The sequence below is a fragment of the Streptomyces sp. MBT53 genome (genome assembly GCF_016654115.1).
Lineage (GTDB): Bacteria > Actinomycetota > Actinomycetes > Streptomycetales > Streptomycetaceae > Streptomyces.
On the sequence record NZ_JAEQAZ010000033.1, the window covers coordinates 12,337 to 38,436 of the forward strand.

18 protein-coding genes are annotated in these 26,100 nt (G+C 68.4%); 8 read left to right on the top strand and 10 right to left on the bottom strand.

Annotated features, from left to right (window positions below; all coding sequences use genetic code 11):
- Nucleotides 1-18: 18 nt before the first annotated feature.
- The gene (locus JHN45_RS14770) at nucleotides 19-723 is read left to right on the top strand and encodes an SDR family oxidoreductase (RefSeq protein ID WP_374195618.1); all 705 of its coding nucleotides are present in this window, start codon (nucleotides 19-21) and stop codon (nucleotides 721-723) included.
- Here JHN45_RS14770 and JHN45_RS14775 read toward each other — a convergent pair.
- The gene (locus tag JHN45_RS14775) at nucleotides 713-1,846 is read right to left on the bottom strand and encodes a sensor histidine kinase (protein ID WP_201049293.1); all 1,134 of its coding nucleotides are present in this window, start codon (nucleotides 1,844-1,846) and stop codon (nucleotides 713-715) included. The genes JHN45_RS14770 and JHN45_RS14775 overlap by 11 nt on opposite strands.
- On the bottom strand, nucleotides 1,843-2,511 hold the full coding sequence (locus JHN45_RS14780; RefSeq protein WP_201049294.1) for a response regulator transcription factor: 669 nt from the start codon (nucleotides 2,509-2,511) through the stop codon (nucleotides 1,843-1,845). Before JHN45_RS14780 ends, JHN45_RS14775 begins: the two co-directional genes overlap by 4 nt.
- Nucleotides 2,512-2,660: 149 nt before the next feature.
- On the opposite strand from JHN45_RS14780, the gene JHN45_RS14785 reads away from it, so the two are divergent.
- Nucleotides 2,661-3,911 carry a DUF418 domain-containing protein gene (locus JHN45_RS14785; RefSeq protein WP_201049295.1) on the top strand — a complete coding sequence of 417 codons (1,251 nt, stop codon included), beginning with the start codon at nucleotides 2,661-2,663 and terminating at the stop codon, nucleotides 3,909-3,911.
- A gap of 140 nt (nucleotides 3,912-4,051) precedes the next feature.
- On the opposite strand, the gene JHN45_RS14790 is transcribed toward JHN45_RS14785, so the two are convergent.
- The 5 genes from JHN45_RS14790 to JHN45_RS14810 all read right to left on the bottom strand — a co-directional run bounded on the left by JHN45_RS14790 (nucleotide 4,052) and on the right by JHN45_RS14810 (nucleotide 10,738).
- The gene (locus JHN45_RS14790; protein ID WP_201049296.1) at nucleotides 4,052-4,540 is read right to left on the bottom strand and encodes a LysR family transcriptional regulator substrate-binding protein; all 489 of its coding nucleotides are present in this window, start codon (nucleotides 4,538-4,540) and stop codon (nucleotides 4,052-4,054) included.
- A gap of 158 nt (nucleotides 4,541-4,698) precedes the next feature.
- Nucleotides 4,699-4,926: a hypothetical protein gene (locus JHN45_RS14795; protein ID WP_201049297.1), complete on the bottom strand. Its 228-nt coding sequence runs from the start codon at nucleotides 4,924-4,926 to the stop codon at nucleotides 4,699-4,701.
- 1,469 nt (nucleotides 4,927-6,395) lie between these two features.
- On the bottom strand, nucleotides 6,396-9,497 hold the full coding sequence (locus JHN45_RS14800; protein WP_201049298.1) for a beta-propeller fold lactonase family protein: 3,102 nt from the start codon (nucleotides 9,495-9,497) through the stop codon (nucleotides 6,396-6,398).
- 2 nt (nucleotides 9,498-9,499) lie between these two features.
- A complete protein-coding gene (locus JHN45_RS14805; RefSeq protein ID WP_201049299.1) occupies nucleotides 9,500-9,892 on the bottom strand; it encodes a hypothetical protein in 393 nt (130 codons plus the stop codon).
- 399 nt (nucleotides 9,893-10,291) lie between these two features.
- Nucleotides 10,292-10,738 (bottom strand): hypothetical protein, encoded by a 447-nt coding sequence (locus JHN45_RS14810; protein WP_200710026.1) that lies wholly within the window; start codon nucleotides 10,736-10,738, stop codon nucleotides 10,292-10,294.
- A gap of 10 nt (nucleotides 10,739-10,748) precedes the next feature.
- Between JHN45_RS14810 and JHN45_RS14815 the strand changes: the two genes are divergently transcribed.
- Nucleotides 10,749-11,969 (top strand): hypothetical protein, encoded by a 1,221-nt coding sequence (locus JHN45_RS14815; protein WP_200710027.1) that lies wholly within the window; start codon nucleotides 10,749-10,751, stop codon nucleotides 11,967-11,969.
- A 28-nt stretch (nucleotides 11,970-11,997) separates the two neighbouring features.
- The gene (locus JHN45_RS14820) at nucleotides 11,998-12,519 is read left to right on the top strand and encodes a hypothetical protein (protein ID WP_201049300.1); all 522 of its coding nucleotides are present in this window, start codon (nucleotides 11,998-12,000) and stop codon (nucleotides 12,517-12,519) included.
- Between the two features lie 362 nt (nucleotides 12,520-12,881).
- On the opposite strand, the gene JHN45_RS14825 is transcribed toward JHN45_RS14820, so the two are convergent.
- Nucleotides 12,882-13,289: a PIN domain nuclease gene (locus JHN45_RS14825; RefSeq protein ID WP_201049301.1), complete on the bottom strand. Its 408-nt coding sequence runs from the start codon at nucleotides 13,287-13,289 to the stop codon at nucleotides 12,882-12,884.
- Nucleotides 13,290-14,510: 1,221 nt separating this feature from the next.
- Here JHN45_RS14825 and JHN45_RS14835 point away from each other — a divergent pair.
- Nucleotides 14,511-15,206, top strand: coding sequence for a FadR/GntR family transcriptional regulator (locus JHN45_RS14835; RefSeq protein WP_236583689.1), 696 nt, complete (start codon nucleotides 14,511-14,513; stop codon nucleotides 15,204-15,206).
- A 67-nt stretch (nucleotides 15,207-15,273) separates the two neighbouring features.
- Here JHN45_RS14835 and JHN45_RS14840 read toward each other — a convergent pair whose 3' ends face one another.
- On the bottom strand, nucleotides 15,274-18,198 hold the full coding sequence (locus JHN45_RS14840; protein ID WP_201049302.1) for an NEW3 domain-containing protein: 2,925 nt from the start codon (nucleotides 18,196-18,198) through the stop codon (nucleotides 15,274-15,276).
- 235 nt (nucleotides 18,199-18,433) lie between these two features.
- Complete coding sequence (locus JHN45_RS14845) at nucleotides 18,434-21,592, bottom strand: DUF1349 domain-containing protein (protein ID WP_201049303.1); 3,159 nt, start codon at nucleotides 21,590-21,592, stop codon at nucleotides 18,434-18,436.
- A gap of 951 nt (nucleotides 21,593-22,543) precedes the next feature.
- Here JHN45_RS14845 and JHN45_RS14850 point away from each other — a divergent pair.
- The 3 genes from JHN45_RS14850 (at nucleotide 22,544) to JHN45_RS14860 (ending at nucleotide 26,060) form a co-directional block, all read left to right on the top strand.
- Nucleotides 22,544-23,659, top strand: coding sequence for an enolase C-terminal domain-like protein (locus JHN45_RS14850; protein ID WP_200710033.1), 1,116 nt, complete (start codon nucleotides 22,544-22,546; stop codon nucleotides 23,657-23,659).
- A gap of 103 nt (nucleotides 23,660-23,762) precedes the next feature.
- Nucleotides 23,763-25,127, top strand: a complete 1,365-nt coding sequence (locus JHN45_RS14855) for an ABC transporter substrate-binding protein (protein ID WP_200710034.1) — start codon at nucleotides 23,763-23,765, stop codon at nucleotides 25,125-25,127.
- A gap of 12 nt (nucleotides 25,128-25,139) precedes the next feature.
- Nucleotides 25,140-26,060 (top strand): carbohydrate ABC transporter permease, encoded by a 921-nt coding sequence (locus JHN45_RS14860; RefSeq protein WP_200710035.1) that lies wholly within the window; start codon nucleotides 25,140-25,142, stop codon nucleotides 26,058-26,060.
- Nucleotides 26,061-26,100 lie beyond the last annotated feature (40 nt).

Here is a 26,100-nt window from a genome sequence, read left to right on the forward strand (position 1 = left end):
ACGGCGTACGTGGGCGGGGTGCGGGCCCAAGAAGACCTGCGGGGACCGGAGTTCGAGGGATACCGCAACGGCTACGAGTGGTCGAAGGCCGCCTGCGAGTCCCTGGCGCGCGAGGAACACGACGGGCCCTTGACGATCGTCCGGCCGCCGCTGATCGTGGGCAAGCGGGACGACGGGCGGATCGCCCGCTTCTCCGGGCCGTACACGATCGTCCACGCCCTGGTCTCCGGCCTCGCCGCCGTCGTCGTCGGCGACCCGGACGGCTACGCGGAGATCAGCCCCGTCGACGACGTGGCGGAAGCCGTCGCCTCGGCAGTGCTCGCCGCTCCCCCGCCCCCGGCCGCCCCGCATGTCGAGGTGATCGCGGGCGGCGGTGGCAGTCTGCGCCTCTCCGCCATGATCGACATCGCCTGCCGGACCCTCAACGAGTTCCGCGCCCGGCACGGCGCCGCCCCCATCGAACAGCCGCCGTTCGTCCCGACGAGCACCTGGAACCGCTTCTTCCTGCCCCTCGCGAACCAGTACCTGTCCCCGTTCCAGCACCACGCGGTCCAGCTGCTGGCCATGTTCCAGAGCTACACCAGCATGTCGACACCCTTCGAACCGACGCGAACGGTCCACGATCCGGGGGCAGTTCTGGAGACGGCGGTACGGCACTGGGCCGCGCGCAAGCCGCGACTGGCGCTGGCCCGGCCGAATCCCTGGACTCTGCTCACGACGTGAGGCCGCTCTCCGGGACCGTGTCGTCGGACCGGAGTTCCAGGTGGAGTTCGTAGCCGCCGTCGGTCGTCGGCCCGGAGGTGATGGTGCCGCCGAGGAGTGCGGCGCGCTGGCGCAGGCCGACGAGGCCGTGGTGGGCTCCGGGGAGCGGGAGTGCGGGGCGGGTGGCGGCGGTGTTGGTGACGGTGGTGCGCAGGGTGCCGTCACGGTGGTGGATGCGGACAGTCGCGGTGGCGCCGGGGGCGTGTTTGCGGACGTTGGTGAGCGCCTCCTGGACCGTGCGGTAGACGGCGCGTTGGAGCGTGGGCGGGAGTCCGTGAGGCAGGTCGGTCTCCAGTCGGGTCTCGATGCCGCTGGCGTCGATCAGTTGATGCAGATCGGCGAGGGACGGCTGGGGTGTGAGTTCGGTGGGACGGCTGCCGGAGGCGCGCAGGACACCCACCATGTGCCGCAGCTCCTCCAGGGTCTGCACGCTGAGCCGGCGGATCGTGGCCCCGGCCGCTCTCGCCTCGGCGTCCGGGCTGCCGACCTGGAGCGCGCCCGCGGTGACGGCGATGAGACTGACCTGGTGGGAGACCACGTCATGCATCTCGCGGGCGAGTTGGGCACGTTCCTTCGCCAACACGGCCTGGGCGCTGAGGAGTTGCTCCTGCTCGCGGGCCTCCGTGATCTCGGCGAGCCGAATCGTCAACTCGCGCCGGGCCTGGACGAGTTGACCGAGGAAGACCGGGGCGGCGGCCGTGGCGAGGGTGTAGGTCAGGTGGACCAGGCTGTAGGTCTCGTCGAGTTCGTCGACATCGAGGGACGTCCACGGCCAGGGCATGAAGTCGACGGTGGCGAAGGCCAGCGCGCAGCCCGCGAGCAGTGCGCGGTGGCGGCAGAGCGAGGAGAGGGTGTACAGCGCGGCCATCGTGGCGAACGCCGCGTCGCCGATCAGGGCGGAGGGCAGCGTGAGGGTGAAGGCGAGCAGCGGGCGGTGGCGGCGAAGTGTGAGAGCCAGGGCGGCGAGGAGGCCGTAGGCGGTGGCGGGGTGGTTGTCGCTGTCGAAGTTCACCCACAGGTCCAGCAGGGCGACGCCGACCAGCAGCGCGTCCAGCAACAGGGCCGGCGGACGTGGGGAGTTCATCGGTCGGCTCCGTCCTCGGGCGGCTTGAGCAGCCCGGCCCGTTCGGCGATCAGCGCGGCCTGCACCCGGTTGTCGACCCGCAACTTCTCGAAGACGACGCTGACATGGCCTTTGACGGTGCCGTTGCTCAGATGGAGCCGGTCGCCGATGTCGGTGTTGGAGAGGCCCTCGGCCAGCAGCACGAGGACGGCACGCTCGCGCCCGCTCAGCCGGTCGACGAGCCGCACGGCGTAGGGCTCACGCCCGCCCTGGTCGAGGAAGCTGTCCACCACCGTACGTATGACCTGCGACGACAGTACGGTCCCGCCCTCGGCCAACGTGCGGATCAGATACGGCAGTTGCTCGGGGTCGGTGTCCTTGAGGAGAAAACCGGCGGCGCCGGAGCGCAGCGCCGCCTCGACGTACTCGTCGGTGTCGAACGTCGTCAGCATGGCCACCACGGGAGGGTCCGGCAGCCGGCGGAGCTCGGCCAGGACGGTCAGCCCGTCCACGTCGGGCATCCGGATGTCGAGCAGGACGACATCGGGACTCAACTCCCTTACGGCCTTGAGGGCTTGGCCGCCGGGCACCGCCGCCACCGCTCCGATGTCGTCCGAGGCGTTGAGGATGTGGGTGAAGCCGGTGCGGACGAGAGCCTCGTCGTCGACCACCAGGACACGGATCATGTGCGCTGCGCTCCTCAACTGCCCTGTTCCTGCCTACCGTTCGTCGACTGGGACCGTCCGGTCGGCCGGTGCGGTTCCGGCCGGTCGGCGGGCCCGGTCCGGAAAGCTGCCGGGTGTGCGGGTCCCCGCGGCCCGCGAATCCTGAGGGCATGACACACGACGCATCGCCGACCGCACCGGCAGCCGCGTTACCCGAGCGGCAGCCGGTCCCCTCCGACGCTCCAACGACCGGACGCCTGATCGGTGTCGACCTGGCACGCGGACTCGCCGTCCTCGGCATGTACTCCGCGCACGTCGGCCCCGACGTCACGGTCGGCGGACCCGTCGGCTTCCTGCTGGAGACCGCACGAGGCCGCTCCTCCGCCCTGTTCGCCGTACTCGCCGGGTTCTCGCTGATCATCATCACCGGCCGCCCCCACCCCCGGACCGGCCGTGCCGGACGCCAGGCGATGACCCGGGTCGCGATCCGTGCCGTGGTCCTCCTCGCCCTGGGCTACGCGCTGACCGCCCTGGACACCGAGGTCGACGTGATCCTCAGCTGCTACGGCCTCCTCTTCCTGGCCGTCCTCCCGCTGCACCGGCTGCGCGCCGCGACGCTCGCGCTCGTCGCCGCCGTAGGGGCACTGGCGCTGCCCCAACTCCTCTACGCCGTACGGAAGTCCATCGAGGCGGGCGCCTGGGCGGACGCCGTCGTCCAGGCGGACCCGCTGGCCCGGATCAGCGGCACGGACGGCGTCGTAGAGCTGCTGTTCACCGGCGACTACCCGGCCCTGACCTGGGCACCGTTCCTGATCGCGGGCATGGCGGTGGCCCGGCTCGACCTCACCCGGCCCGGGATCCGGACCCGGCTCGCCCTGACCGGCGGCGCGCTCGCCGTCCTCGGCTACGGCGGTTCCTGGCTGGCCCTGCACCTCGTCCCGCACGCGCTCACCACCGTCGCCTCGGCCACGGGCAGCGGTTCGGCGTCGTCGGCCTGGTGGTCCGACACGGTCGGCGAACCCCGCAACGGCACCCCGCTCGCCTGGCTCCTGGTGGCCGCACCGCACAGCCAGACGACCTTCTCCATCGTCGGCAACACGGGCGTGGCCCTCGCGGTGCTGGCCGTCTGCCTGACCGTCGCCGGCCGGATGCCCCGCCTCACCCGGTCCCTGACACCCGTCTCCGCGGCCGGCACGATGGCCCTGACCGTCTACGTCCTGCACATCGTCGCCCTCTGGCTCCTCACCGACGTCCGGTACGTGGCCGTCGTGGAGGACGAGACGATGGCCGGGCTGCCGGTGCTGCTCGCGTTCATCGCGGCCGCCCTCCTGCTGGCCACCGTGTGGACCCGCCACTTCAGGCGCGGGCCCCTGGAGTACGCGCTGCACGCGGCGACGCGGCCCGCGCGCCACGTCAGGTAGCTGCCACGAGGCGCGGACGGCCAGCCGCTTTCCTCTTCGAGTGCGGCCGTGGCTCGCCGTGTTGGCCAAGCAGGAGCTCAAATCCCCGTGAGGACAGGAGAGTTGCAAGACAGCCGACCGTTCAGGACGGCTGGGCTCGTTCAGAACCTCCCGTCGTCGCGCGTGTAGTTGGGGCTGAGTTGCAGCAAGGCGCCTACGGCGGGGCTCGGTTCGCGTCCCGCGCGGGCGGCGAACGACAGGCCGAGCGTGGGTGCGGGTCCGGACAGCGGCTTGATGACCACCCCGGTCGTGTCCACCGGCTCGTAGCGGGGTACGACGGCGGCGCCACCGATGGCTCGCACATACGACGCGGCCGAGGCGATGTCCGTGATCTCGACGGACACGCGGCGCGTGATGCCCAGTTCGCCGAAGGCCCGGTCCATGGCGGCGCGTGAGCCGAAGCCGCCGGCGCCCGAGACGAAGTTCTCGTGGGCGAGATCCTGGAGCGCGATGCGTTCGCGCCGGGCCAGCGGATGCTCCGACGGCAGGATCACCACGTAGGGGATCGTCGCGAACTGCCGTAGGTCCAGGTCGTGTGCCTCGGTGGCGGCCAGGGCCACGACGCCGATGTCGAGACGGCCGCGGCGCACGTCCTCGGCGATTCCCCCGATCCGGATCCGGAGACCTGGATCTGTATGTCCACCAGCGGATGGCGCTGGCGGAACGCCCCCACCAGGACGGTGTGCCCGTGATGAACCGCTGTCGGGCACGCCAACAGGCCGATCGGTTCCGCCGCGGGATGCCGGCCTCACTGAGTCAACTCGTACCGGGGTTCTTCGGAACGGGCGAGAACGGGCGAGAACACGCAGAGCGCGTCCGACTCCTCCGCCGGCTCGTCCCGGTGGGCAGGGTCGGTCGCCGAGCGGAGAAACTCGGCACGTGCCGGCTCGCGCAGGCGGAACAGGAACACTCCGGCTCCAGGAGCGAGCTCGACCGAAACAACCTGGCTTGAACACCAGGAGATCTTCACTTGCACGGTGTGCGCACCAGGCGGAACGAATGCGCTACAGGCCTCTCCGCGCCGTATGCGCCCTACCAGTTCTCCGTCCACACGGTAAGACGACGCCGATGTCGGTACCTACCGGCCGGAATTAGGTCCATCTCGACGATTCCGGCCCTCGCGGGATTCTCCCCTGGCATGTTTCGGGATCACGAACGAGGGCTGGCCGGAAAACACGAGAGAGATTTGCGCCAGGAGTCCGAGGAGAAAAACAATCAGCCCCGCGAACGCAATTCCCAATGCGACCGGATTCACTGCGGCCGAACTCCCCGCGGGCGGCATCCAGGCGCCTCCGAGCAAAAGGATCGTCAACCCACTCAGGCACACGGCGTTGAGCACGGAACCAGATTCGAGCCTTTGACGCGCTTTCGGGCCAAGAATTCGCGAAAAAGCCATCGGTGACGTGCCTGCCGTAGGGTCGCGCCAATACTTCACTGTTTGCACCCAGGAGCGGACAGAAAAAGCAGCGAAAACGGCGGAACCTGCGAGAGCAGTCCAGGACGTCACGGCTAGAACCAACCCCCGATAATCGATCCGATATTCGAGATGATGTCATTCGCCACATTGCCGGCGACAGACCCTGCAGCCAGACCCACAACCACTCCGATCACCCCCCTGCCCCCATCGACGACTGTACCTTCCGGACCGACGAAACGTTCCGGTGATCGCGTCCGCCTCAAAGCCAGATTCGGCCACGCTGCCCGATATGCACCAATCCAAGCTGATCTTCAGCGAGGTCGGCCCAGGACGGAGAAAAGCCGTTCGCGACCAACCCGTCGCGCTGCTCTGCATCGCCAGGACGCACTGCGCATTGGTCATTTCCTCTTCGGCGCTTCCCCTCCTGATCGCCGCGGAGACCGCCGCCGCGTTGCACTGGGCGAGATGCGCCGGGCGCCCTTGACTACAGGTTTATTCACAGTGGGAATCGAACCCACGGCCGACGGACCATGAGTCTGTCGGGGCTCCTCCAGCCTCGTGCCGACCAAAGCATTCGGGAAACACTGCACCTCGCCGACGGCGGTACGTCGGCGAGGCACGGGTTCCGGGCCGCTTGGGCTCTTTCCTTCAGCCGACCCGGCCATATCCGGTCAAACATATCCGGGTGTCGCGTGTTCACGTACCTCATCAGGCTTCCCCAGGAGTTGCCGAGGTCCATTGCCGTCAGGTGATCACCCAGGTAGGACAGTCGATTTCCTTCTGTACCTTCTTCGAGCAGTTGGCCAGGTCGTACCGGCACGAGTTGGGCTTCGACCCGATCTCCTGGCCGGTGAGTGCTGCGACGGCGCTTTCGAATGGGATGCCGCACGGGATCCGTGGGCGCCCCAGGACCAGATCGCCGACTTGCTGTCCCACGCTCACCGGAGACAGCGCAAGGCCCTGTCCGGGCTGAGGCTGTCGCACACCGTGACCAGCAGCCTTACAGGTGTCGACGACCCCAAGGCCTCTCAGCGAGGCTTGATGTCGATGAACGAGACGGTGTCAGGGTTGTCGCTCCTGAACACCGCGATCTTGCTGTCCGAGGGGAGTGCCACGTAGACGAGACGGTTGTCCGGGCTGACCGCGATGGCCGCTGGGGCGCTGCCGACCGGGATCGGTCTGCCTACGGCGGCGTTCGTGTTCGCGTCGATCGCCGACACGCTCGTGCCGAAGAAGTTCGCTACGTAGGCGCGCTGCCCGTTCGGGCTGAAGGCCATGCCGAAGTGCGGCCCGTCGTCGAGGGGGATGCCGCTCGCAGTGGTCTGACCGGTGGTGGTGTCGATGACCGTCAGCCCGTCGGCGCGGGGGTCCGTGCCTCCCACGGCATAGAGGTAACGTCCGTTCGGGCTGAGCTCCATGTTGTCGGGGGCGAAGCCGATCGTGCCGCGGTTCTCGGTGGTCTTGCCCGTCTCGGTGTCGATGACCGACAGCGTTCCCGACTTGCCGTGGCTGACGTAGATGTGTCGTCCGTCCTGGTCCACTGCCGCACCTGTGAGGCTCTTGCCGAGAGGGATCGGGGGACTGGTGGTCGTGTTTGTCGTCGTGTCGATCACGGATGCTGTGTGTGAGCCGGAATTGAGCACGAGGACGCGTCGGCCGTCCGCCGCGGCCGTCACCTCGGTCGGCCGGTCGGCAACCGGGATCGGTTTGCCGACGGTCGTGTTCTCCAGGCTGCTGATCACTGTCACGCTGTCGGTCACGACGCTCGCGACGTATACATAGTCACCGTCATGGGCGACCGCCACCCCTGCCAGGCCTTTGCCCAGGGAGAGTGGTCTGCCCATGGCCTTCTTCGTTGCCGTGTCGATGATCACCAGCTGGCCCGGCGCCTTGTCTCCCGTCAGGTCGGGCGCGATACCCGTCCCGCGCAGCGCGGTCGTGACGTAGAGGCGGCTGCCGTCGGGGCTGAGGGCGAGAAAGTACGGCGAAGCCTTGAGCACCGGAGCATGAGCGAGACGGTCGGCGACGACCCCGCCGGTGGCAGCCAGCAGCGGTATGCCGGCAAGGGCCGCGATCAGGACTGTGCGGCGCAGGCGCACCAGGTCGACGGTGGTGGAGCGGCGGGCCAGGAGCACGGCAGCACCCGCGAGCGCCAACAGCGTGGCGGCGAAGACGGCGACGGTGAGATGCGAGTCGTCGTACCGGGTGTACGTGACGAGCGCGATGGCGCAGGCGCCGCCGAACCAGCCGGCGAGCAGGGACAGACCGAACCGGCGCGGTGCCGTCACCGCCGCCCACAGGGGCACGCATACCGCCGACATGGCAGCCGCCAGGTAGGGCCACGTCGGGTCGGCGTAGCCGAAGCCGCCTTGGAGGACGTACCGGCGGGCGATTCGGTAGAGCTCATCGGCGAGGACCACGGCGCCGGACACCGCGGCCATGCCGCCCACGCAGGTCGCGATCCAGGTCCGCAGGTTGTTCGGCCGCCGGAACTCGAAGCGGACGGTTCCGCTCCGCAGCAGCACGTACACGGTGACGCAGGCCCCGAACGCGAGGACGATGTGGCCGGCGAGGACGAGCCGGAAAGCCACCTCGCTGCTGTCGGGCTTCTGCAGTGCGAAGTACACCAGTCCCCACGTGGACGCGGCGGCCGCGCCGAGCATGACGCCGGACCCGATGAGTTCTTTGGTACGGGGCAGGAACGCGCAGACGCCTGCCGCGAGTGCCGCTGCGGCCATCGCCGTCACGTACCAGAGGATGTCTCGTCCGGGGCCGCTGGAGAGATGGTCGTAGTCGGAGCGGACGTCCAGGACGACGGCGGCAACCAGCAAGGCGGCGGCCACGAGGGGGAACATGCCGGTGACGTCGGCGAGTCGTATGACGAGCACCCGGTCCCGCGCCCGGTGCCACACCTCGGCGCCGAGGATCTTGACGTCCTGCAGGAGCCGGGCGGCAGGGCTCTGCGGCGGTGGGATCCCGGGCTCCGGGGCGGCTGAGGGCGCCGGCCCTGGTTCGGTGGCGGACTCGTCTCGCGCTTCCGGTCGGCTCGTCCCGTGCTCGCGTTCCATGCCGGGCTCGGGCCCCAGCTCTCGACCAGTACCGCGCTGAACCCCTGACCCCGCTGAGACCGGAGTCCCGGGCTCAGACTCCGTCTCCGTCATCGTCACCACTGCGTCTGCGTCGGATCGCGGCGGTTCCCCCAGCCGCGTCCGTGCCGCTGCCGACACCAGCCTGCTGTCGTCCTGCGCCAGGCGCCGGAATGCTTCGGTGACCCGGCGTCGTACGAAGTCGTTGCCGATCCGGTGCAGATGGTCCAGCCCGTCCAGGGCGGCGAGCCGGTCGGTGGCGATCGGGCTGGTCAGGGCATGGCTGAGATGGGCCGGCAGGGACCAGTTGACGTTCCGGGCGATGACGATGCGGCCCTCGACGTTGTCCTGCTTCTTCGGGCGCTGTTGGGGTCTCTCGTCGACGACCCGTTCGTGGACGTAGCTGTAGAGCTCGTCCAGCGTGATGTCGCCGTCGCCGTCGAGGTCGGCGCTGCCGTCGCGCAGACCCGCCACCAGGTGCCGGGTGAATACGGACTGGGCGGCGCTTCCGTGCAGTTGGTCGCCTTCGAAGGAGAACTGGGTGGCGTCGGAGGCCGTCAGAACGGTCCGGCCACGGCCCCGGAACCGTTCCAGCGTGTGCACTTGGGCGTCGTCCTTGGTCAGGCCGTCGGCGGGGAAGGCGCCGCTGTAGCAGCAGTCGAGGATCAGTACGTTCTGCCGGGACATGCTGCCGGACATGGCCTGGTCGATCTGTTCGGCGGGCAGCGACGTGAACAGCAGGCTGTCCCGCCGGGTGTTGGCCGTCGCCAGGTAGAGGCGGCCGTCGTCGTCCTTGAGGCCGTGGCCGGTGAAGTACAGCAGGGTGAGGTCGTCGCGCCGTCGGTCGCGGTAGAGATCGGCGATGGCCTCACCGACGCGGTAGTGCGGCTCGTTGATCAGCGTGGTGACCTCGAAGCCGGCGATGTCGGGATGCTTGAGTACGGTGGCCAGCGCGTCCGCGTCGTACGCGGGGGCGGTCAGCCGCCGTAGTCCTTCGTCCTCGTGGTCGTACGTGGCGATCAGCAGCGCCACCCGCCGGGCCATGGTCAGCCGCCGGTGTGACGGCGAACGAACGTGTCGATCAGATCGCGCCGCTCGTCCGCGGACGGGTGCTCCAGTTCGATCGTGTCGCCGTCGATGGTCACGGAGACCCGATGTCGGGCCGACTGTCGACCGAGCCAGTCCCGGACCGTCTCGACGAGCACGGTGAACATCCCGCCGGACGCGCCCAGTGCCACGAGTATCGCGCCCGCGGTGACCGGGTCGGCGCCCTTGGCCCCGTCCGGGGCTGCCGTCCCCGGCGCGTGCCGCACCGACTCGACGTCCAACTCGGCGATCTCGGCGCGCAGTCGGCGGGCCTGACGCGCGGCTGTCTCGGGGTCGGCCTCCGGATCGGCCACGACGACCAGCACCACGTCTCCAGAGCCATCGCCTTCCATGTGTCCCCCGATTACGATGCGCAGCGCCCCTGTAACCGACAGTCTGACGTCTTGCCCGTTCCGGCGGGAGCCCTTGGGCGCATGCGACGGCTGAAGTTCTCACCCCGATGGCCTGAAAAGCGGCCGCAGTTGGAGATTCGTGCCAGGGCGTCGTTGAAGGTCTCGTCCGTTGCGTGAGGTGTGACCTTGACGGTGGTGATCCCGCCGTCGGCCTGGAACTCGCCGTCCTCGCAGGTCGAGGAACCCCGCTCCGCGCCGCTGTTCGAAGCCGACGGGCCCTGGCTGTGAAATCCGCCGGCCTTCGTAGGACTTGAGGTGGATTTGAGCTCGGCGGCAAAGCGAGTTGATCTCGCCGGTAAAGCGATCACCAAGCTCATTGACCTTTCAAGTTTCGCCCGGCTAGCTTCCAGTCACGCCGCAAACGACCAGATCAGCGCGGTGCGAGGCGGGGGGCGCGTCAACGGCGATCAGCCATGTCCCCGCAGGGTTTCTCAGCCGCACTTCGTGGGGCTTCACTTGACCCACCGAGCGACCCGCAAAGCGGGGTACGCCGGTGAAATCGGGGAATCGGGGAATTTCCTTCATGACCAAAACATCTGGCAGACGTCTGTCTCTGGCCACCGCCTTGAGCGTCGTCGCCGCATCGGCGGTGATCGGCCTGGGCCTGTCGTCGCCGGCCAATGCCGTCTGCACACAGAGCACGAGCGACTCACCCGGCTGCGGCAGCACCAGCAGCCCGTCCCCCACCACTTCGCCCTCACCGTCGGCCACCGACGTCAAGCCCACGGACTCCGCGGCGCCGCCCTCCAGCGGGCCGACGATCACCGCGGCGCCCAGCCCGAGCACCCTGGCCCCCGTGTCCGGCGCCGCCACGGTCAAGGGCGTCTTCACCCTGGGCAACGGTTCACCGCTGGCCGGCGCCACGGTGACCCTGACCCCGGTGGACGAGGCACTGCCGGCGGACGGCAGCACCATCACGCCGACGACCGTGGGCACGGCGACCACAGCCGCGGACGGCAGCTGGTCGTTCACGCTGCCCTCGACCCTCCCGAGCAGCCTGCAGACCTACGCGGACGACAACGGAGGCGTGCTCTCCCTGGAAGCGTCCTTCTACGGTCAGGCCCCGGACGGCACCGTGCTGACCGGTACCGACTACGTGGACGCGGGCGTGGCCACCGGTTCCGCGACCACGGAGGGCTCGGCCGCGGCCCGTGCCGAGGCGTCGGACACCGTGGCGATCCACCCCGACACGGACGAGACGCAGGTGACGCCGGCGGACTCGACCCTGGTCGACACCGCCGACACCCCCTCCGACACGGCCATGAACACCTGGCAGTCGGCGGACGGCACCTCGGCCGCCACCTTCGATCCCAACGTGGCCGACGGCGTGGACTACAGCGCCGTGAAGCCGAAGATCGGTGTGCCGGTCTGCGTGCCGAGCAAGCACGTGATCAGACAGCACGACTACTACACCTCCGTCGGTGAGGCGCACGCGTACTACGACACCACCGCCGCCTTCGAGTACAACAACACCCTGTCCAGCACCTGGGGCGTGGCAACCAGCGTCGACGGCGAACACTGGTCCATCACCGGAAAGGTCTCGCGCAAGAGCAGCACCGGCCACGCCGTGGGCTTCGCGAACCAGGGTCCGTACTGGGCCAAGCGATTCCAGATCCCGGTCGAGTACCAGGACGTCGACCACCAGGTCGCCTGCCCCAACCACAAGGTCACGCACTCGTACTCCATCCTCCCGGTCAAGTACGACATTCCCGCCGGGGGCGCGGTGTCGAAGTACGGCGGCGATGTGAGCAACAAGGACGGAGCGAGCGCGTACCGGAACTCCAATCCGTCCTACCGTGCGGTCCTCGGCAAGAAGCAGTACGTGACGATCACCTCGGGAACCTCCATCACCATCGGCTATGCCGCCAAGGTGTTCGGAGTGACGATCAGCCTCGACACCGAGTACGGCAACTCGCACTTCCAGAAAATCACCGCGGGGTCGGGCAGCTCGGAGCACGACATCTGGGGCGCCAAGGGCAAGATTTCGGGGAACCCCGGTGTCATCTACTCGTTCTAGCGGCCGAGGCCGCGCCCAGGCACTCGCCGTGACAGCCCTGTTGGCCCTCGCGACAGGTTGCGCGGGCTCCACCGGCGGCGGGGTCACGGCGGGGACGGCGCTGCAGGCGGAGGGGCCGGGAACATCCGGTTCCCTCGGCTTCTCGGACGTGAAGGTCGGCGACGTCTACCGGATGGCCTTCCCCCTCACGAGGAACACGTCCAAGCAAGCCGTCTCCGTCACGGGGGTGAAGCTCCGCAACATCCCGGCGGGTGTCAAGGTCCTCGGCTACGCGGTCTACTCGGTGAAGGACACGCCCGGCTACCGACTGGGCTACCAGGAGACCACCCACCCCACCGCCGGCGACGTGGACCTCGACAAGTACCCGAACTACGCCGGGCACCCGTACACCATCAAACCGGGGGCACTCAGCGACAAGTACGCGGTGGTACGGCTCAAGGTCACCGCGAAGGTGGCAGCACCCATCTCCGGCTGCGAGGCGGACTACACCCAGGCGGGTCAGCCCCATCATCAGACCCTGGCCTGCAAGTTCGGGCTCGACATGACCTGAACGAGCTCGCCCGCACAACCCACCGGTGACGCCCTGCCCCGACTGCTCGGGCGGGGCGTCACCCGCTCCCCGCACGCAAGCGGCCCGAGGGCGACGGAGGTGACGACTACGTGCCCCCCGGCCACCAGTGCGATCCCCCTCACCGGCACCAGCGGCGTCACCGCGCCCACCGACGGCCTGTTCGACCCCGGCATCGCCCTCGACTCCAGCGACCACGGCCGCCTTGGGTACGCGCCGTCGGTCCCGCGCAGGCGGGACAGCTCCGCGTTCTCTTGCCGGTGCAGTGGAAGGACCGCTGATGCGCCCCAGAGACATCGATCACCGAGGTCAGAAGCCGACAGACGTGATCCTGCCTCAGAGGATCAGGCTCGTGCGTCTCGCTGCTGCACTTCCTTAAGGACTCCAGCCACCGTCACGAAGTCATTGTCCACGTGGAGGACGGTGTGCCCGTGGTGGACAGCTGTCGCGCACACCAACAGGTCCATCGGTCCCGCCGCCCGATGCCGACCCTGCTGGGTCAGCTTGTACTGGGCGGTGTCGACCCAACGCCAGGCATTCTTCGGAACCGGCGAGAGCACGCAGAGCGCATCCAACTCCTCCGCCAGTTCGTCCCGGTGGGCAGGGCTGGTTGCCGAGTAGAGAAATTCGGCACGTGTCGGCTCACAGAGGTGGAACACCCCGGCGGCAATGTGTCCCTCCCAGGGACGCAACGCGCCCGGGGTGCGGAACAGGTGCCACAGAGCCGAGGTGTCCACCAGATACGTGATCACTCGAAGGTCTCGCGTCGCGCACGCTTCTCCGCGTCATGCGCCGCCGCGGCCTGCTCGAACTCGCCACGGGACGAGCCGGCGGAGGCCCGCTCGACGCCGGCACGAGTCACCCCATAGGCGCCATACCCGACTTGACGGGAATCGGCGTCCAGAACGCGTCCAGACGATCATGAAATCACGATCACGACGGGGTCGCCAGGACCCTCAACTCGCCCGACCCCCCAGCGGAGTTGCCGGCCAGATCGATTCTGCTCGCACAGCACGTGGTGGGGCGGGTGGGACTCGAACCCACGGCCGACGGATTATGAGTCCATTGGGGATCTTGGCGGTCCTTGCCGATCATTGCCGATTCACGCCGTTCTTGCAGGTCAGACGTGCTGATCAGTGTCAGCCCTGCGCAGTGTTCGTCAGTCTGTTCCTGTCCTTGCGGCCCCTCAATGGCCCCTGGGAGCCGATGAGTTGGACGCATACCACAACAGCAGCCGCGTCCACCCAGTTCAGCCAGGGGACGGAGCCCTTCGCACGACGGATTTCCTTTCCGACGCACGGCGACTCAAGGACAGATGGATCGCCCCCCAACTACGCAGAAAGGTCGACCACCTCATACGGAACGGGGTGAACGTCCACGATCATCTCCGCGCTCCCCGAGCATTCCTTGGTACCGCTTCCTGTACAAGTCGCTACCGCCACCACAGCCGCACGACAGAGAAGCGATCTCAGAAACGGTCATCGCCGACCTGCCCCACCCGCCGCAGATTGCGCAGCAGGGTCACGCTGGCGGGCAGAGCGTTCGGCGAGCAGGGGAAGGTGCGCCAGCCTGCGAACTGACCGCAACAGGAGTGCAGCGGGCGTCCCCCTGGAACGTCCGCCGCGCGCACCTGCCCAGGAACCCGTTGGCGGTGATGTGGCGTCAACAGCCTCTCGCTGCCCGTACATCCGGGTCTCACCCGCCGCCCCGCTCCGGCGCGCCGCGCATCCGTCCCGCGCGTGCTTTTGTGCAGTTGGCCCCGGGGAACTGCCACCGCTTGCATGTCCGAACCCTTGCACGATTTCGGTGTAACATAATTCGTAATACGAATACTGTCAAGAGGTCCGGTCCACTACAATCCTGGCCCGAACCGCTCTACGCACAGAAACAGGGAGGCTGGGATGGTGGAGGCCCGAATCGTCGGAGCGGCGAAGGCGGGAGCGCTGCAGCCATGGCCCAAGAGGCCGGCTCGCTTGGCCCCCGCGGTTGTCGAGGCCCTCGTGGACCAGATCGTTGCGCGGGGCTTTCCACCCGGCACCACCCTGCCGGTGGAGCCCGACCTCTGTGCGGTCTTCGGCGTCAGCAGGACGACCATCCGCGAAGCCGTCAAGTCCCTGGAGGCCAAGGGCCTGGTGCGTGCCCGGCAGGGTCAGGGCACCACGGTGACGGAGCCGGAGAACTGGAACCTGCTCGACCCGGTCGTTCTGGCCGCGACGGTGCAGCACGACGACGAACTGGTCATCCTGGACCAGTTGGTGGGCGTGCGGTCAGCACTGGAGTCGCAGATGGCGGCCCAGGCCGCCCGGTCGGCCACGAGCGATGACCTGCGGTCCATCGAGACTCTGCTGACCCGGCTGGACGTCGAGACGGCCCAGCCGGCCTCCTTCGTCGAGACGGACGTCGCCTTCCACGACCGGATCATGCAGGCTTCGGGAAACATCCTGGCGCGTTCCATCGTCCGGATCGTGCACGTCCAGGCCCGGACCACGACCCTGTACAACGGAATCCCCGACCGCGCGGCCTGCGCACTGTCCAACGACGAGCACCGGCACATTTGGGAGCGGCTGGTCGCCCGCGACGCGGAGGGGGCCGCGCAGGCCATGTCCGGCCACATCGAAACGGCCTGGCAGCGGCGCCGTTCGCCGGCCATGAGGGTCGCGGAGCACTGACGGCGCGCCTACGAGTGAGGGCCGGGGGCGTCGCCTCCGGCCCTCACTCGTTCCCCGGTCCAGGCCTTCAGCTCACGGTGAAGTGACTGAAGCCGGCCTGTCCGGCGGCGGCCTGATCGTGGGAGGTGAAGATCATTCCCGCGTCCTGCTGAGCTGCCGCGCCCGTCAGAGTGACCGGTCCGCCGACCGCGTTCCAGGTCGTGCCGTCCGTCGAGTAGGCGGCAGACACCTTGTCCCCGGTGCGTGTGAGGCGCAGCCAGACCGGCGCCTTGACCGAACCCACCGAGGCGTACTGGTCGAGCAGACCGCCGCCGTCGGAGTCCCAGTCGAGGTTGACCCCGTTGTCCGGGGTGACCACCAGTGCGACGTAGCCCTGTGACTGCCTGGGCTGCGTGAGGTCGTTGCGCAGGACGATGCCGGCCTTCGTCCAGCCGTTGACGGCGTCCTCGGTGTCGACGCGCACCGTCACCACGGACCCGTCCTTGGCCGCCCTCGGAGAGTAGATCGCCCCGTATTCGTCATCGGACTGGCCGCCCGCGCCCCAGATGTCCGCACCAGCGTTGCGGATCGCGAAGCTGTCTCCCACCTGGCCGAAGACGCTGGGCACGGAACCGAATGTGCTCATGGTCGTCACCGGAGTGGCGGTCACGATCGTGACGGGTGCGCCGGCGGTGAAGGCCGAGCCCCGGAACGTGTAGCCGAAGGCGGTGGCGATGGCGGCTGTATCGATCGGGCTGCCGGTGGACGGACCGGTCACCTTCCACGTCACGGTCGCGGTGGCGCCCGGCGCGATGCTCCCGGGAACCGGACCCGTCGGCTTCGCGGTCCAGCCGGCCGGTGCGGTGGCCCTCGCCGTCACGCCGGTCGCCCTGCGCGACGCGTCGAGGTTGGTGAGCGTCGCCGTGATCGTGGCCTGGGCGCCGGTCCGCGCCGCGGTGAGCGCGACGGCGACCGGGGGCCGGTCGCTGTCGGTGCCGGTGCGCAGCGCCGCCGCGATGCCGGAGTCGTAGACGACCCGTGCCGCGCCTGCCGGAAGCGGCTGGCTGTGACTGAGTTTCACGGTCCCGGTGATCGTGTCCAGGTGCTTGAGGACGATCTGCCCGTTGAAGACCCAGTTGTCGGTGTAGGTGATGTTGCCGGTGTTCCTGTTGGCGGCCGTGTTCTCGATGTTGGGAGTACTCACGTCCAGCACGTTCTCGTCGACGGTCCAGTAGCGCGAGCCCTCGTCGAAGTACAGTCCCGAACTGCTGGGCGCCCGGAGGTAGTTGTGCTGGAAAACGCTGCCGGGACTCGCCGACAGGTTGTAGAAGCCGGCACCGTCGTTCATGGTCCGCATGATGTCGTGGATGTAGTTGTGGGACACCACGTCGTCCTTGGCGGTCGTGGGTGTCTGGTAGACCGGCTGGTAGTTGTAGATGCCGCGCTCGGCGTAGTCGGGGCTGCCGCCGGGATCCTGGATGCCCCATCCCCAGCCGGCTCCGATGCCCGAGTAGGGCAGGTTGTAGACCTCGTTGTGCGTGACCCTGGCGCGGGTCACGTAGGTGAAGAGGATGCCGTCCTGGTCCTGGTACTGCTGGGCGACATCGTGGATCACGTTGCCGGAGACGGTGATGTCCTTGTTGGTCATCGCCGGGTCGCTGGGATGGTGGGCGTCGGTCTGGATGCCGCCCACGGTGATGCCGCCGCCGGCGTTGTCGGCGAATGTGGAGTCGCTGACGGTGATGTCGCTGGCGCCGAGGCCGACACCGGAGGCGTTGGCGTTGGCGTCCTCACCGACTCCGACGGCCAGTGATCCCAGGTTGGTGTAGGTGTTGCCGGTCAGTGTGATGTGGTTGGCGGCGGAGATCTGCACGGCGCCGGGCGTCTGGTGCCACTCGTTGCGTGTGCTCTCGAATGTCTGGCAACCGTAGTTGCAGCTGCTGAAGGCGTCGGCCGGCCGGAGCGGACTGGCGCCGTACATGAAGGCACCGGTCTGCTGGTCGGCGTAGCCCTGTGCGGTGCTGGGGCCGGTCCAGGTGGTGTTGGTGAACCGGATGCCGGAGAACGTCAGGTCGTGCGCCGGGTTGGTGTAGGTGCCCGATACCTGTAGCAGGGACTCCAGTTGCGGGAGTTCGACGTCGGAGTTCCGCGGATCCTGGCCGGACTTGGGCTGGTAGTACAGGGTCCTGGTGGCGGTGTCGAGGTACCACTCACCCGGCGCGTCCAGGAACTCGCGGGCGTTCTGCAGGTAGACCGTGCCCGTACGGAACGGACTCTGCACGACGTCGTAGCCCCAGGTGTTGTTGTTCCACGCGGGCTGGGCCATCGTCAGGTGGTTGTCGGCGATGCTGACCACGGGCGAGAGGCGGTCGGTGAAGCTGTTGACGAACTCCATCTCCACCCGGCTCTGCCGACCGATGTTGTTGAGGTAGCCGAGGGCTGAGTTCTTGATGTCCACGCCATCGGCTGTGTACGACAGGTCGGAGGGTGAGATCTGCGTGCGGGCCCGGGTCGCCAGGTTCCCGTCGACGTACAGCTGGCGCGGGTCGACGCTCAGACCGCGAGGAACCTTTGCCTCCCAGACCGTGGCCGACCCGGGCGACTTGTGCCATCCCTGGACTCGCGAGCCTCCCGACAGAATCGGGCTGGAGCCGGGCGCGGCGACCCAGGAGACGGTGTGTCCGTTGCGGCCGGAGTCCCTGGCGTCGAATCGCAGCGGTTTGTCGAGCCGGTATGTGCCACCGTCCAGGACGACCTGTATGTCGGTGCGGGCATGGGGTGTGGCCGCGCGGACCAGTTGCTGTGCCTGCGTCAGCCCGCAGGGCCGGGCCGGCAGGCAGCGTGTGCCCGCCCCGTGTGGGGAGACGTAGAGCTTCAGCGGGGGTGCCGCGGGACGGGCCGCGTTGCTGGTGCTTGCCGCCGAGGCGCCGGCGGAGGCAGATCCGCCCAGGAGGGCGATCGTCGCGGCGATCACCCCGGCGGCTCTGCGGAGGTGTCGATGGGGAATGGTCAATTTCTTCTCCACTGTTCTCGCGTATGCGCGGGTGTATCGCCGCCCGCTTGCGCGCCACCGTGAATCAGCGCGAGCAAACCATACGTATGACGTATTGGCAATGTGTTCGTCATGCGCGCTTTACGAGGTCCGCAGGCACTCAAGTCGGCGCGGACAGGACGGAGTTCCGCGTGGTGGCGGGGAGGCCGAGCACCACGCGGAACTGGTTTCGGAGGTCGTTACCCGAACCGCTTCGTCAGCTGACGGAGAACTGGCTGAAGTTCGCGGTGCCGATGGTTCCGCCGTGGGCCGTGGAGAACATGCCCGCGTCCAGCGTGCTGTTCGCCCCGGTCAGGGTCGCGGTGCCGACGGTGGTCCAGGTGGTGCCGTCGCCGGAGTAGGAGCCGGTGACCGACGTACCGCTCCTGACCAGGCGGAGCCAGACCGGGGCGATGGCGGCGGTTCCGGTCTTGTTGATGTTGGTGTCGAGGTAGCCGTCGCTGTTGGAGTCGTACGACAGGGCGATCCCGTTGCCGGGGGTGGCGGCGAGGACGAGGTACCCGAGGGACGAACCGGCGGAGGCGACGCTGTTGCGCAGCATCAGACCGGCCTTGGCCCAGTTGTTGGCCTTGTCCTGGCTGTCGACGTGGACGATGACGGTCGAGGCGGTTCCCGCGACTCCCGTCTGGTAGGCGGCGGCGTAGTCGTCGTCGTACGAGGTACCGGTGCGCCACACGTCGATGCCCGCACTGGTGATGGAGGTCACTCCGCCGTGCTGGTCGACCGCGGCCGGAGTCGAGCTGTAGGCCTTGTAGGGCGAGGTGACGATCTGCAGGTTGCTGAATGTCGCGCTGCCGGCGGTGGTGCTGTGGGCGGTGTGGATGACGCCCGCGTCCTGGGTGGTGGCCATGGACGACAGGGTCACCGTCGAGCCGATCTGGGTGAAGGTGGTTCCGTCGGTGGAGTAGTAGCCGGACACCGTGGTGGCGGTACGGGTGAGCCGCACCCAGACCGGCGCTGTGACGGTGGTGGCCGTGGAGCTGAGCTGGTCGAGGTAGCCGTCTCCCGTGGAGTCCCACTGGAAGCTGACGCCGTGGCTCGGGGTGACCGTCACGACCGCATATCCGGTGGAGGAGCCGCTGCCCGTGAGGCTGTTGCGCAGGACGACGCCGGCCTTGGCCCAGCCGCTGCTGCTGTCCACGTTGTCGACCCGGGCGGTCACCGAGGTGCCGGCTACGGCCGCCCCTGCCTGGTACACGGTGCCGTAGGCGTCGTCGGTCTGTCCGCCGGCGCCCCAGATGTCGGCGCCCGCGTCGGTGATGGTGAACCGGCCGCCGCTCTGGCCGGTGATGGCGGGGGTGGAGGAGTAGGAACTGTAGGGCGAGCTGACCGGGTCGGTGGTCAGCGGACGGTACAGCGCCTGGATGCCGGCGTTTGCCATGACCGTCTTGGCGCCCGACGGCCAGTTGCCGTCGCTGACGTAGACGGTGCCGCTCACCGTGTTGCCGCGGCCGTCGCTGTTGGTGATGTTCGTGGAGTTGGTGCCCGTCCAGTTGTCGGTCAAGGTCAGGCCACCGGTGTGGTTGGTCGAGCTGCTGTTCTGTTGGGACCAGCGGCCGGTGTTGCGGAAGACGTTGTTGGTGTCGGTGAAGTCCCGGGAGCCCTCGTCGTGGTAGAAGCCGAAGTAGCTGCTGTTGTTGTGGCAGTAGTTGCGTTCGAAGGTGCTGCCCGGCGACGCGGACAGGGTGTACATGCAGCCGCCGTCGTTCATCTGCTGCATGATGTCGTGGATGTAGTTGTCGGTGATGTGGTTGTTCGCGGCCGTGGTCGCGGTCGTGTAGGTGGGCTGGTAGTTGTACAGGCCCCGGGTGACGTAGTCAGGGCTGCCGCCGACGTCGTTGGTGCCCCAGCCGTAGCCGATGGTGAGGCCGGAGTACGGCAGGTTGTACACCTCGTTGTGCGAGACGGTCGCGCCGTTCACGTAGGTGACGAGGATGGACGACATGTCACGGTAGTCCAGCGCCACGTCGTGGATCAGGTTGTTGCTCAACGTGATGTTCTGGTTGGTCATCCGGCTGTCGCTGGGGTGGTGCGCGTCCGCCTGGAGGCCGCCGACGACGATGCCGCCGCCCGCGTCCTGGGTGAAGACGTTGCCGGTCGCGGTGATGGTGTCGGCGCCGAGTCCCACGCCGCTGGTGTGCGCGTTGGCGTCGTTGCCGATGCCGAGGCCGTCCTGCCCGAGCAGGGTGAACCGGTTACCGGTGAACGTGATGTGGTCGGCGGCCGAGACCTGGACGGCGGCGGGCATCTGGTTCCAGTGGGGACGTGTCGCCTCGAAGAGCTGGCAGCCGCTCTGGCAGGAGGTCAGCGCGTCCGACGGGCGGTCCCAGGTACCGGAGAGGTACGCGCCGGTCTGCTGGCTGGCGTAGCCGCCGGTGGTGGGGTCCAGCCAGCTGGTGCCCGAGAACTGGAGGCCCGAGAAGGCGATATGGGTGGCCGGGGAGGCATAGGTCCCGCCGACGCCGATGAGCGACTGGAGCTTCGGCACCTCGACGTCGGCCGTGCTCATGTCCTGCCCGGAGAGCGGCTTGTAGTAGAGGGTGCCGGTGGTGGTGTCGAGGTACCACTCGCCTGCCGTGTCGAGGAATTCGTAGGCGTTCTCGATGTAGAGCGGGCCGGACCGGTAGGGGCTCGTCAGGGTGTCGTAGCCGAACGTGTTGTTGTTCCACGAGGGCTGCGCCATGGTGATGGTGCCGCCGCTGATGCCGGTCACCGGAGCGTAGCGGTCGGTGAAGGATCCGATGCCGTGGATCTCGGTCCGGCCGGGCTGCGCGAGGCTGTTGAGGTAGCTCAGCGAGCTGCTGGTGAAGGTGTATCCGGTGGTGGTCGCGGTCAGGTCGGAGCGCGTGAGCGCGGCGCGGGCCCTGGTGGCCAGGACGCCGTCGACGTACAGCTGGCGGGTGTCGAAGCCGGTGCCGACGTCGGCCTTCCAGATGTTCTTGGCCGAGTCCTGCACGGTCCAGCCGGTGGCCTTCTGCGCGCCGGTGATGACGGGACGGGCGCCCAGCGCGGCCTTCCAGGTCACCGTGTAGCCGCCGGTGCCGGAGTCCGCCGAGGTGAAGGTGAGCGGCGCGGAGAGCCGGTAGGTGCCGTCGGCGAGTTCGACGGTGATGTCGGCCGTCATGGAGCTGTTGATCGCCCGCACATTGGTCTTGGCCTGCGTCAGGGAGCAGGGCAGGCTCGCGGAACAGGTGGTGCCGGAGCCGCTCGGTGAGGCGTAGAGCGTCGTGCCGGCGGCGAAGGCCGGGCCGGCCTGGGCGAGGACCGCGGCGGTCGAGGCGGCGAGGACGGCGGCTGTGGCCAGCCATGATCTGAGGCGGCCGGGAACCGAGCGGCGGATGCGGGTTGTTCGCACGTGACACCTTCCGGGAAGTTCAGGGTGCCGGTGGTGCTCTTGGCGTGGCAGGGGAGAGCCCAGCGGCAAGAGGGGACGAGGTGATAGCGATGAACATTAGACGTCATATGTATTTCGTCAATAGGTCGGACATTGTCGACTCGGCCGGCCCCGGACATGCGGACACCCCCGGCCTGTCGGCTCGACGGCGAGGTCGGTGCGGACGTCGCCAGACGGTCGGCGAGCCGGGGTTCGGCAAGCGGCGACGGCTCCAAGCGGTCTTCATACGTGCCGCCATGGGCTGTGCGGCCCCATCGGGGTCGCGGGCCGACAGCCGCTCGGCGGCCGTGTGGCGCTCCGCGACGGCCCGCTCGCACGCGACCTCGTCGGGTGTGCCGTCGCACAGGAACGTCGTGCGCGCCCGGGCATGGAGGATCCGGATGATCGGGCGGCCGAGCCTGTCGTGGGACGCCTGCATGATCCGGTCGCGGATGGCCGTATCGGTCCTGATGAAGCACGCCAGGCGGCGGCCTCCTCGTTGAGCCGGCCGAGCGGTCGCTCGATGGCTCGTATGTCGTCGCCGATGGCCAGCCCTGCGGCCTGGGCGGCCAGGACCTCCGGGGTCGACCGGACGGCGATCAGCTGATCGAGGAGGACGGGTTCGCCATCGCTCTGGACGGTCGCGGCGAGCACGACCGGGTAGAGGAGATTCCATTCACCGGGGCTGTCATCGGCCCCTTGACCTCCGGGGACGTGACCACTTCACGGCTGGCGATGCGGCCGGCGCCGAACGTCTCGCCGAGCTCAGGAGCGACCGGAAGGGCCGAGCGCCCGGTGCCGACATCGGCCATGCGCTCCCCCTCACTGATGCCGATGAGTCCATCGTTCGGGGTTCCTTGACAACATTCGTATGACGACTTATGTTACACGAAAATTTCGCAGCAACACTTCCCGCTACAAGGGGTGCAAGCCGTGCGCATTGCCGAAGTCGAGTGCTTTCCGGTCCGGGTGCCGGGTGCCAGTCCGCCCTTCGTCTGGCGGGACGGACTCCTGGGCAGCCCGTCCGAGGGCGAGGCCGCGGTGCTGCGCATCTGCACGGACGAAGGGGTCGAGGGGGTGGCGATGTCCCCTCGGCGGGGCAGCGGGGTCATCCTCGCGGACCTGCTGGACCGCGTGCTGCGCAAGGAGTTGGTGGGAGAGGATCCCCTGCAACGGGAATGGCTCTGGCACCGCATGTGGGAGCTGGACCGGACGGAGGAGCTACCGCTCTATCTGCTGGGTCTGGTCGACACCGCGCTGTGGGACCTGGCCGGACGACTCGCCGACCGGCCCACCTGGCAGATGCTCGGCGGATACCGCACCTCGATACCTGCCTACGCCTCCACGGTCACCTACTCCTCCGTCGAGGAGTACCTGGACATCGCCGATCAGGCCCTGGAGCTCGGCTACCCGGCCATCAAGCTCCACGCCTGGGGTGACGCCCGCCGTGACGCCCGCCTGTCGGTAGCTCTGCGCGAACACGTGGGGGACGACATCCCGCTGATGTTCGACGGGTCGGCGGGCTTCGACCTCCCCGACGCGATCTACCTCGGGCGCGCCCTCTCGGACGCCGACTACCTCTGGTACGAGGAGCCGATGAGGGAGTTCAGTGTCACCGCGTACAAGCGCCTCGCCGACGCGGTGGCCGTTCCCCTCCTGGTGGCCGAGACCTCCGACGGGGCGCACATGAACTCGGCCGACTTCATCCAGGCCGGCGCCGCCACCTTCGGAGTCCGCGCCTCCACCCAACTGCGGGGCGGCTTCACCGGCGCGATGCGCACCGCCCACCTCGCCGACGCCTACCGACTGCGCGCGGAGGTGCACGGGCCGGAGATCCCCAACCGGCACCTGTGCATGGCCATCTCGAACACCACCTACTACGAGTCGCTGGTCATGGGCAATCCCATCAGCCGCGAGAGCGGCATCGACGCCCATGGCCTCGTCCATGCCCCCACCGGTCCGGGCGTCGCCCTTCCGGCTGGCCTGGACTACCCCTCCGCCCTTCAGTCGTTCGTCGACAAGGAGACCGTCACCCCGCCCCGGGCCTGATGACCGGAGCCCTCGGGCCCGACCGCCCGACCGAACACCCTCGACACCCCGAACGCGGCGCCTCTCACCGCTGTGCGCCATTTCCCACGATCTGAGGTCAGTCATGAACGACGACGTTCCGGTTTCCTCCCGCCGCCAGGTCAGACGGGCGGCAGCCGCGGCCCTGAGCGCCGCCTCTCTCCTCGCGCTCGCCGCCTGTGGCAGCGCGGATCCCACACCTGCGGCGACCTCTTCTTCGGGCGCGTTCAAGCCCGTCGCGCAGAAGGCAGGCAGTGAAATCACGGTCTGGGCCGATGCCGCCCGTGTGCCAGGTGTGCAGGCGTACCAGAAGGCGCACCCAGGGGTGAAGATCAAGATCGTCACATACAGCGGTGACGCCAACGGCGCCAACGACCTGCAGACGAAGGTCCAGTTGTTCGACCGGACCGGCAGCGGCTGGCCCGATGTCGCCTTCAGCGCCAACGTCAACGACGGCAGCTGGGCAGCCCAGGGCAAGTCCCCCTATGCCGCGCCTGTCGACAAGGGCCTGATCCCCCAGTCGACACTGAGCGGCTTCGCGAACGGTGCCCTGAACCCCTGCACCTTCAACGGCGGCACCTACTGCCTGCGCAACGACCTTGCCCAGAACGTGCTCTGGTACAACAAGAAGCTCCTGGACAAGTTCGGCTATTCCGTCCCGACCACCTGGGAGCAGTACCAGGCACTCGGCGTGAAGGTAGCCAAGGAACACCCCGGATACCTGGTCGGAACCGCCGGGGACGCGTGGACGCCCGAGGTGTACTTCTGGGCGAGCCAGTGCCCCGCGAGTACGGCGACCGGTGCCAGGAAGGTCACCGTGAACCTGCAGGACGCCAAGTGCACCCGGATGGCGAAACTGCTCGACGGCCTGATCGCCAAGGGCTCGGTCTCCAAGGACACCGTCTTCAGCGCCGGCTTCATCAAGAACCAGGCGAGCAAGGTCCTCATGCTCCCCGGCCCGTCCTGGTACGGGCAGGTGCTCTTCAACTCCACGTTCAAGATCCCCAAGGGGCAGATCGCCGCCGCCTCGCCGCTGAAGTTCGAGGGCGACGCCAAGAACTACACCGGCAACGTCGGCGGCGGGCTGTGGTTCGTCTCCTCCCACAGCAAGAACCTCAAGGCGGCCTCCGACCTGGTCACCTGGATGACCACCTCGAACGATTACCAGGCCACCGCGGCCACCTACCCCGCGTACAAGCAGGCGGCCGTCGCCTGGCTCGACGGCCAGAAGAAGACCGGCTACTTCGCCGAGGACGTCAGCCCGGTCTTCCAGGAAGCCGCGGAACTCATCTGGCCCGGCTGGTCCGCGACCCAGTACAGCCAGGAAGCGATCTACTCGTCCACGGTGATCCCGGCCCTGAACTCCGGCAAGACCCTCACCGACACCCTGGGCACCTGGCAGACGGCCATCACCGACAAGGCCAAGTCCCTCGGATACACCGTCAACTAGCGAAGCGGACCGATGACCACCCACCTCGCAACGGAGCGGAGCGGCCGCCGCGGCGGCCGCTCGGCCCGCAACCCGGCCGGACGCGCCGGCTACGTCTTCGTCTCCGGCTACGTCCTTCTCCTGCTCGCCTTCGGCGTCCTGCCCACCGGCTACGCGGTATGGCTGGCACTGTCCAACTCCCGCAACCAGCTCGTCGGAATCGGCAACTTCACCCGGACGTTCGCCGACTACCGCTTCGCATCGGCCTTCCTCCACATCGGCCTGTACCTGCTGGTGTGGCTGGTCAGCCTGATGGTCCTGGTGGTGCTGCTCTCCCTGATGCTGCACGGCCGCATGCGCAGGGCCTCCACCACACTGCGGTTCCTGTTCTACCTGCCGGGTGCCCTCGCCGGGGTGGCGAGCGTCCTGCTCTTCCTTATCCTTCTCGACCCGGCGGCCAGCCCCGTCGGCTGGCTGCTGAAGGCTTTCGGCTGGAACAGCCTCGCCCTGGTCATCGCCCCCGGCCACCTGCCGGTGCTCTTCACCGTCATCGCTTTCTGGACCGGGGCCGGCGGCTGGATCGTGGTCATGTACGGCGCGCTCAACAGCATCCCGGACGAGATCCTGGAGGCCGCCCGCATCGACGGAGCCGGCACGCTCCAGATCGCCCTGCGCATCCAGATCCCGATGATCACCAAGTGGATCGCGTACATGCTGATCCTGGCCTTCGCGGCCGGCACCCAGCTCTTCGTCGAGCCGCAACTGGTCTCCCTCGCCAGCTGGGGCATGATCCCCGACAGCTGGTCACCGAACCAACTCTCCTACCAGTACGCCTTCCAGGCAGGCGACTTCAACGGCGCGGCGGCGCTCTCCGTCGACCTCCTCATCCTGGGCCTCGCCTGCGCGGCGCTCGTCGTCTTCCGGACCGGCCTGTTCGACAGGGACGAAGGATGACCACGGCTCCCACGACCACAGCCCGCCGAACACCGCCGTC

Excerpts from the sequence above, each read along its gene's own strand:
- JHN45_RS14775 (WP_201049293.1), bottom strand. The coding sequence starts at position 1,846 with ATGAACTCCCCACGTCCGCCGGCCCTGTTGCTGGACGCGCTGCTGGTC.
- JHN45_RS14780 (WP_201049294.1), bottom strand. The coding sequence starts at position 2,511 with ATGATCCGTGTCCTGGTGGTCGACGACGAGGCTCTCGTCCGCACCGGC.
- JHN45_RS14785 (WP_201049295.1), top strand. The coding sequence starts at position 2,661 with ATGACACACGACGCATCGCCGACCGCACCGGCAGCCGCGTTACCCGAG.
- JHN45_RS14800 (WP_201049298.1), bottom strand. The coding sequence starts at position 9,497 with ATGGCCCGGCGGGTGGCGCTGCTGATCGCCACGTACGACCACGAGGAC.
- JHN45_RS14805 (WP_201049299.1), bottom strand. The coding sequence starts at position 9,892 with ATGGAAGGCGATGGCTCTGGAGACGTGGTGCTGGTCGTCGTGGCCGAT.
- JHN45_RS14855 (WP_200710034.1), top strand. The coding sequence starts at position 23,763 with ATGAACGACGACGTTCCGGTTTCCTCCCGCCGCCAGGTCAGACGGGCG.
- JHN45_RS14860 (WP_200710035.1), top strand. The coding sequence starts at position 25,140 with ATGACCACCCACCTCGCAACGGAGCGGAGCGGCCGCCGCGGCGGCCGC.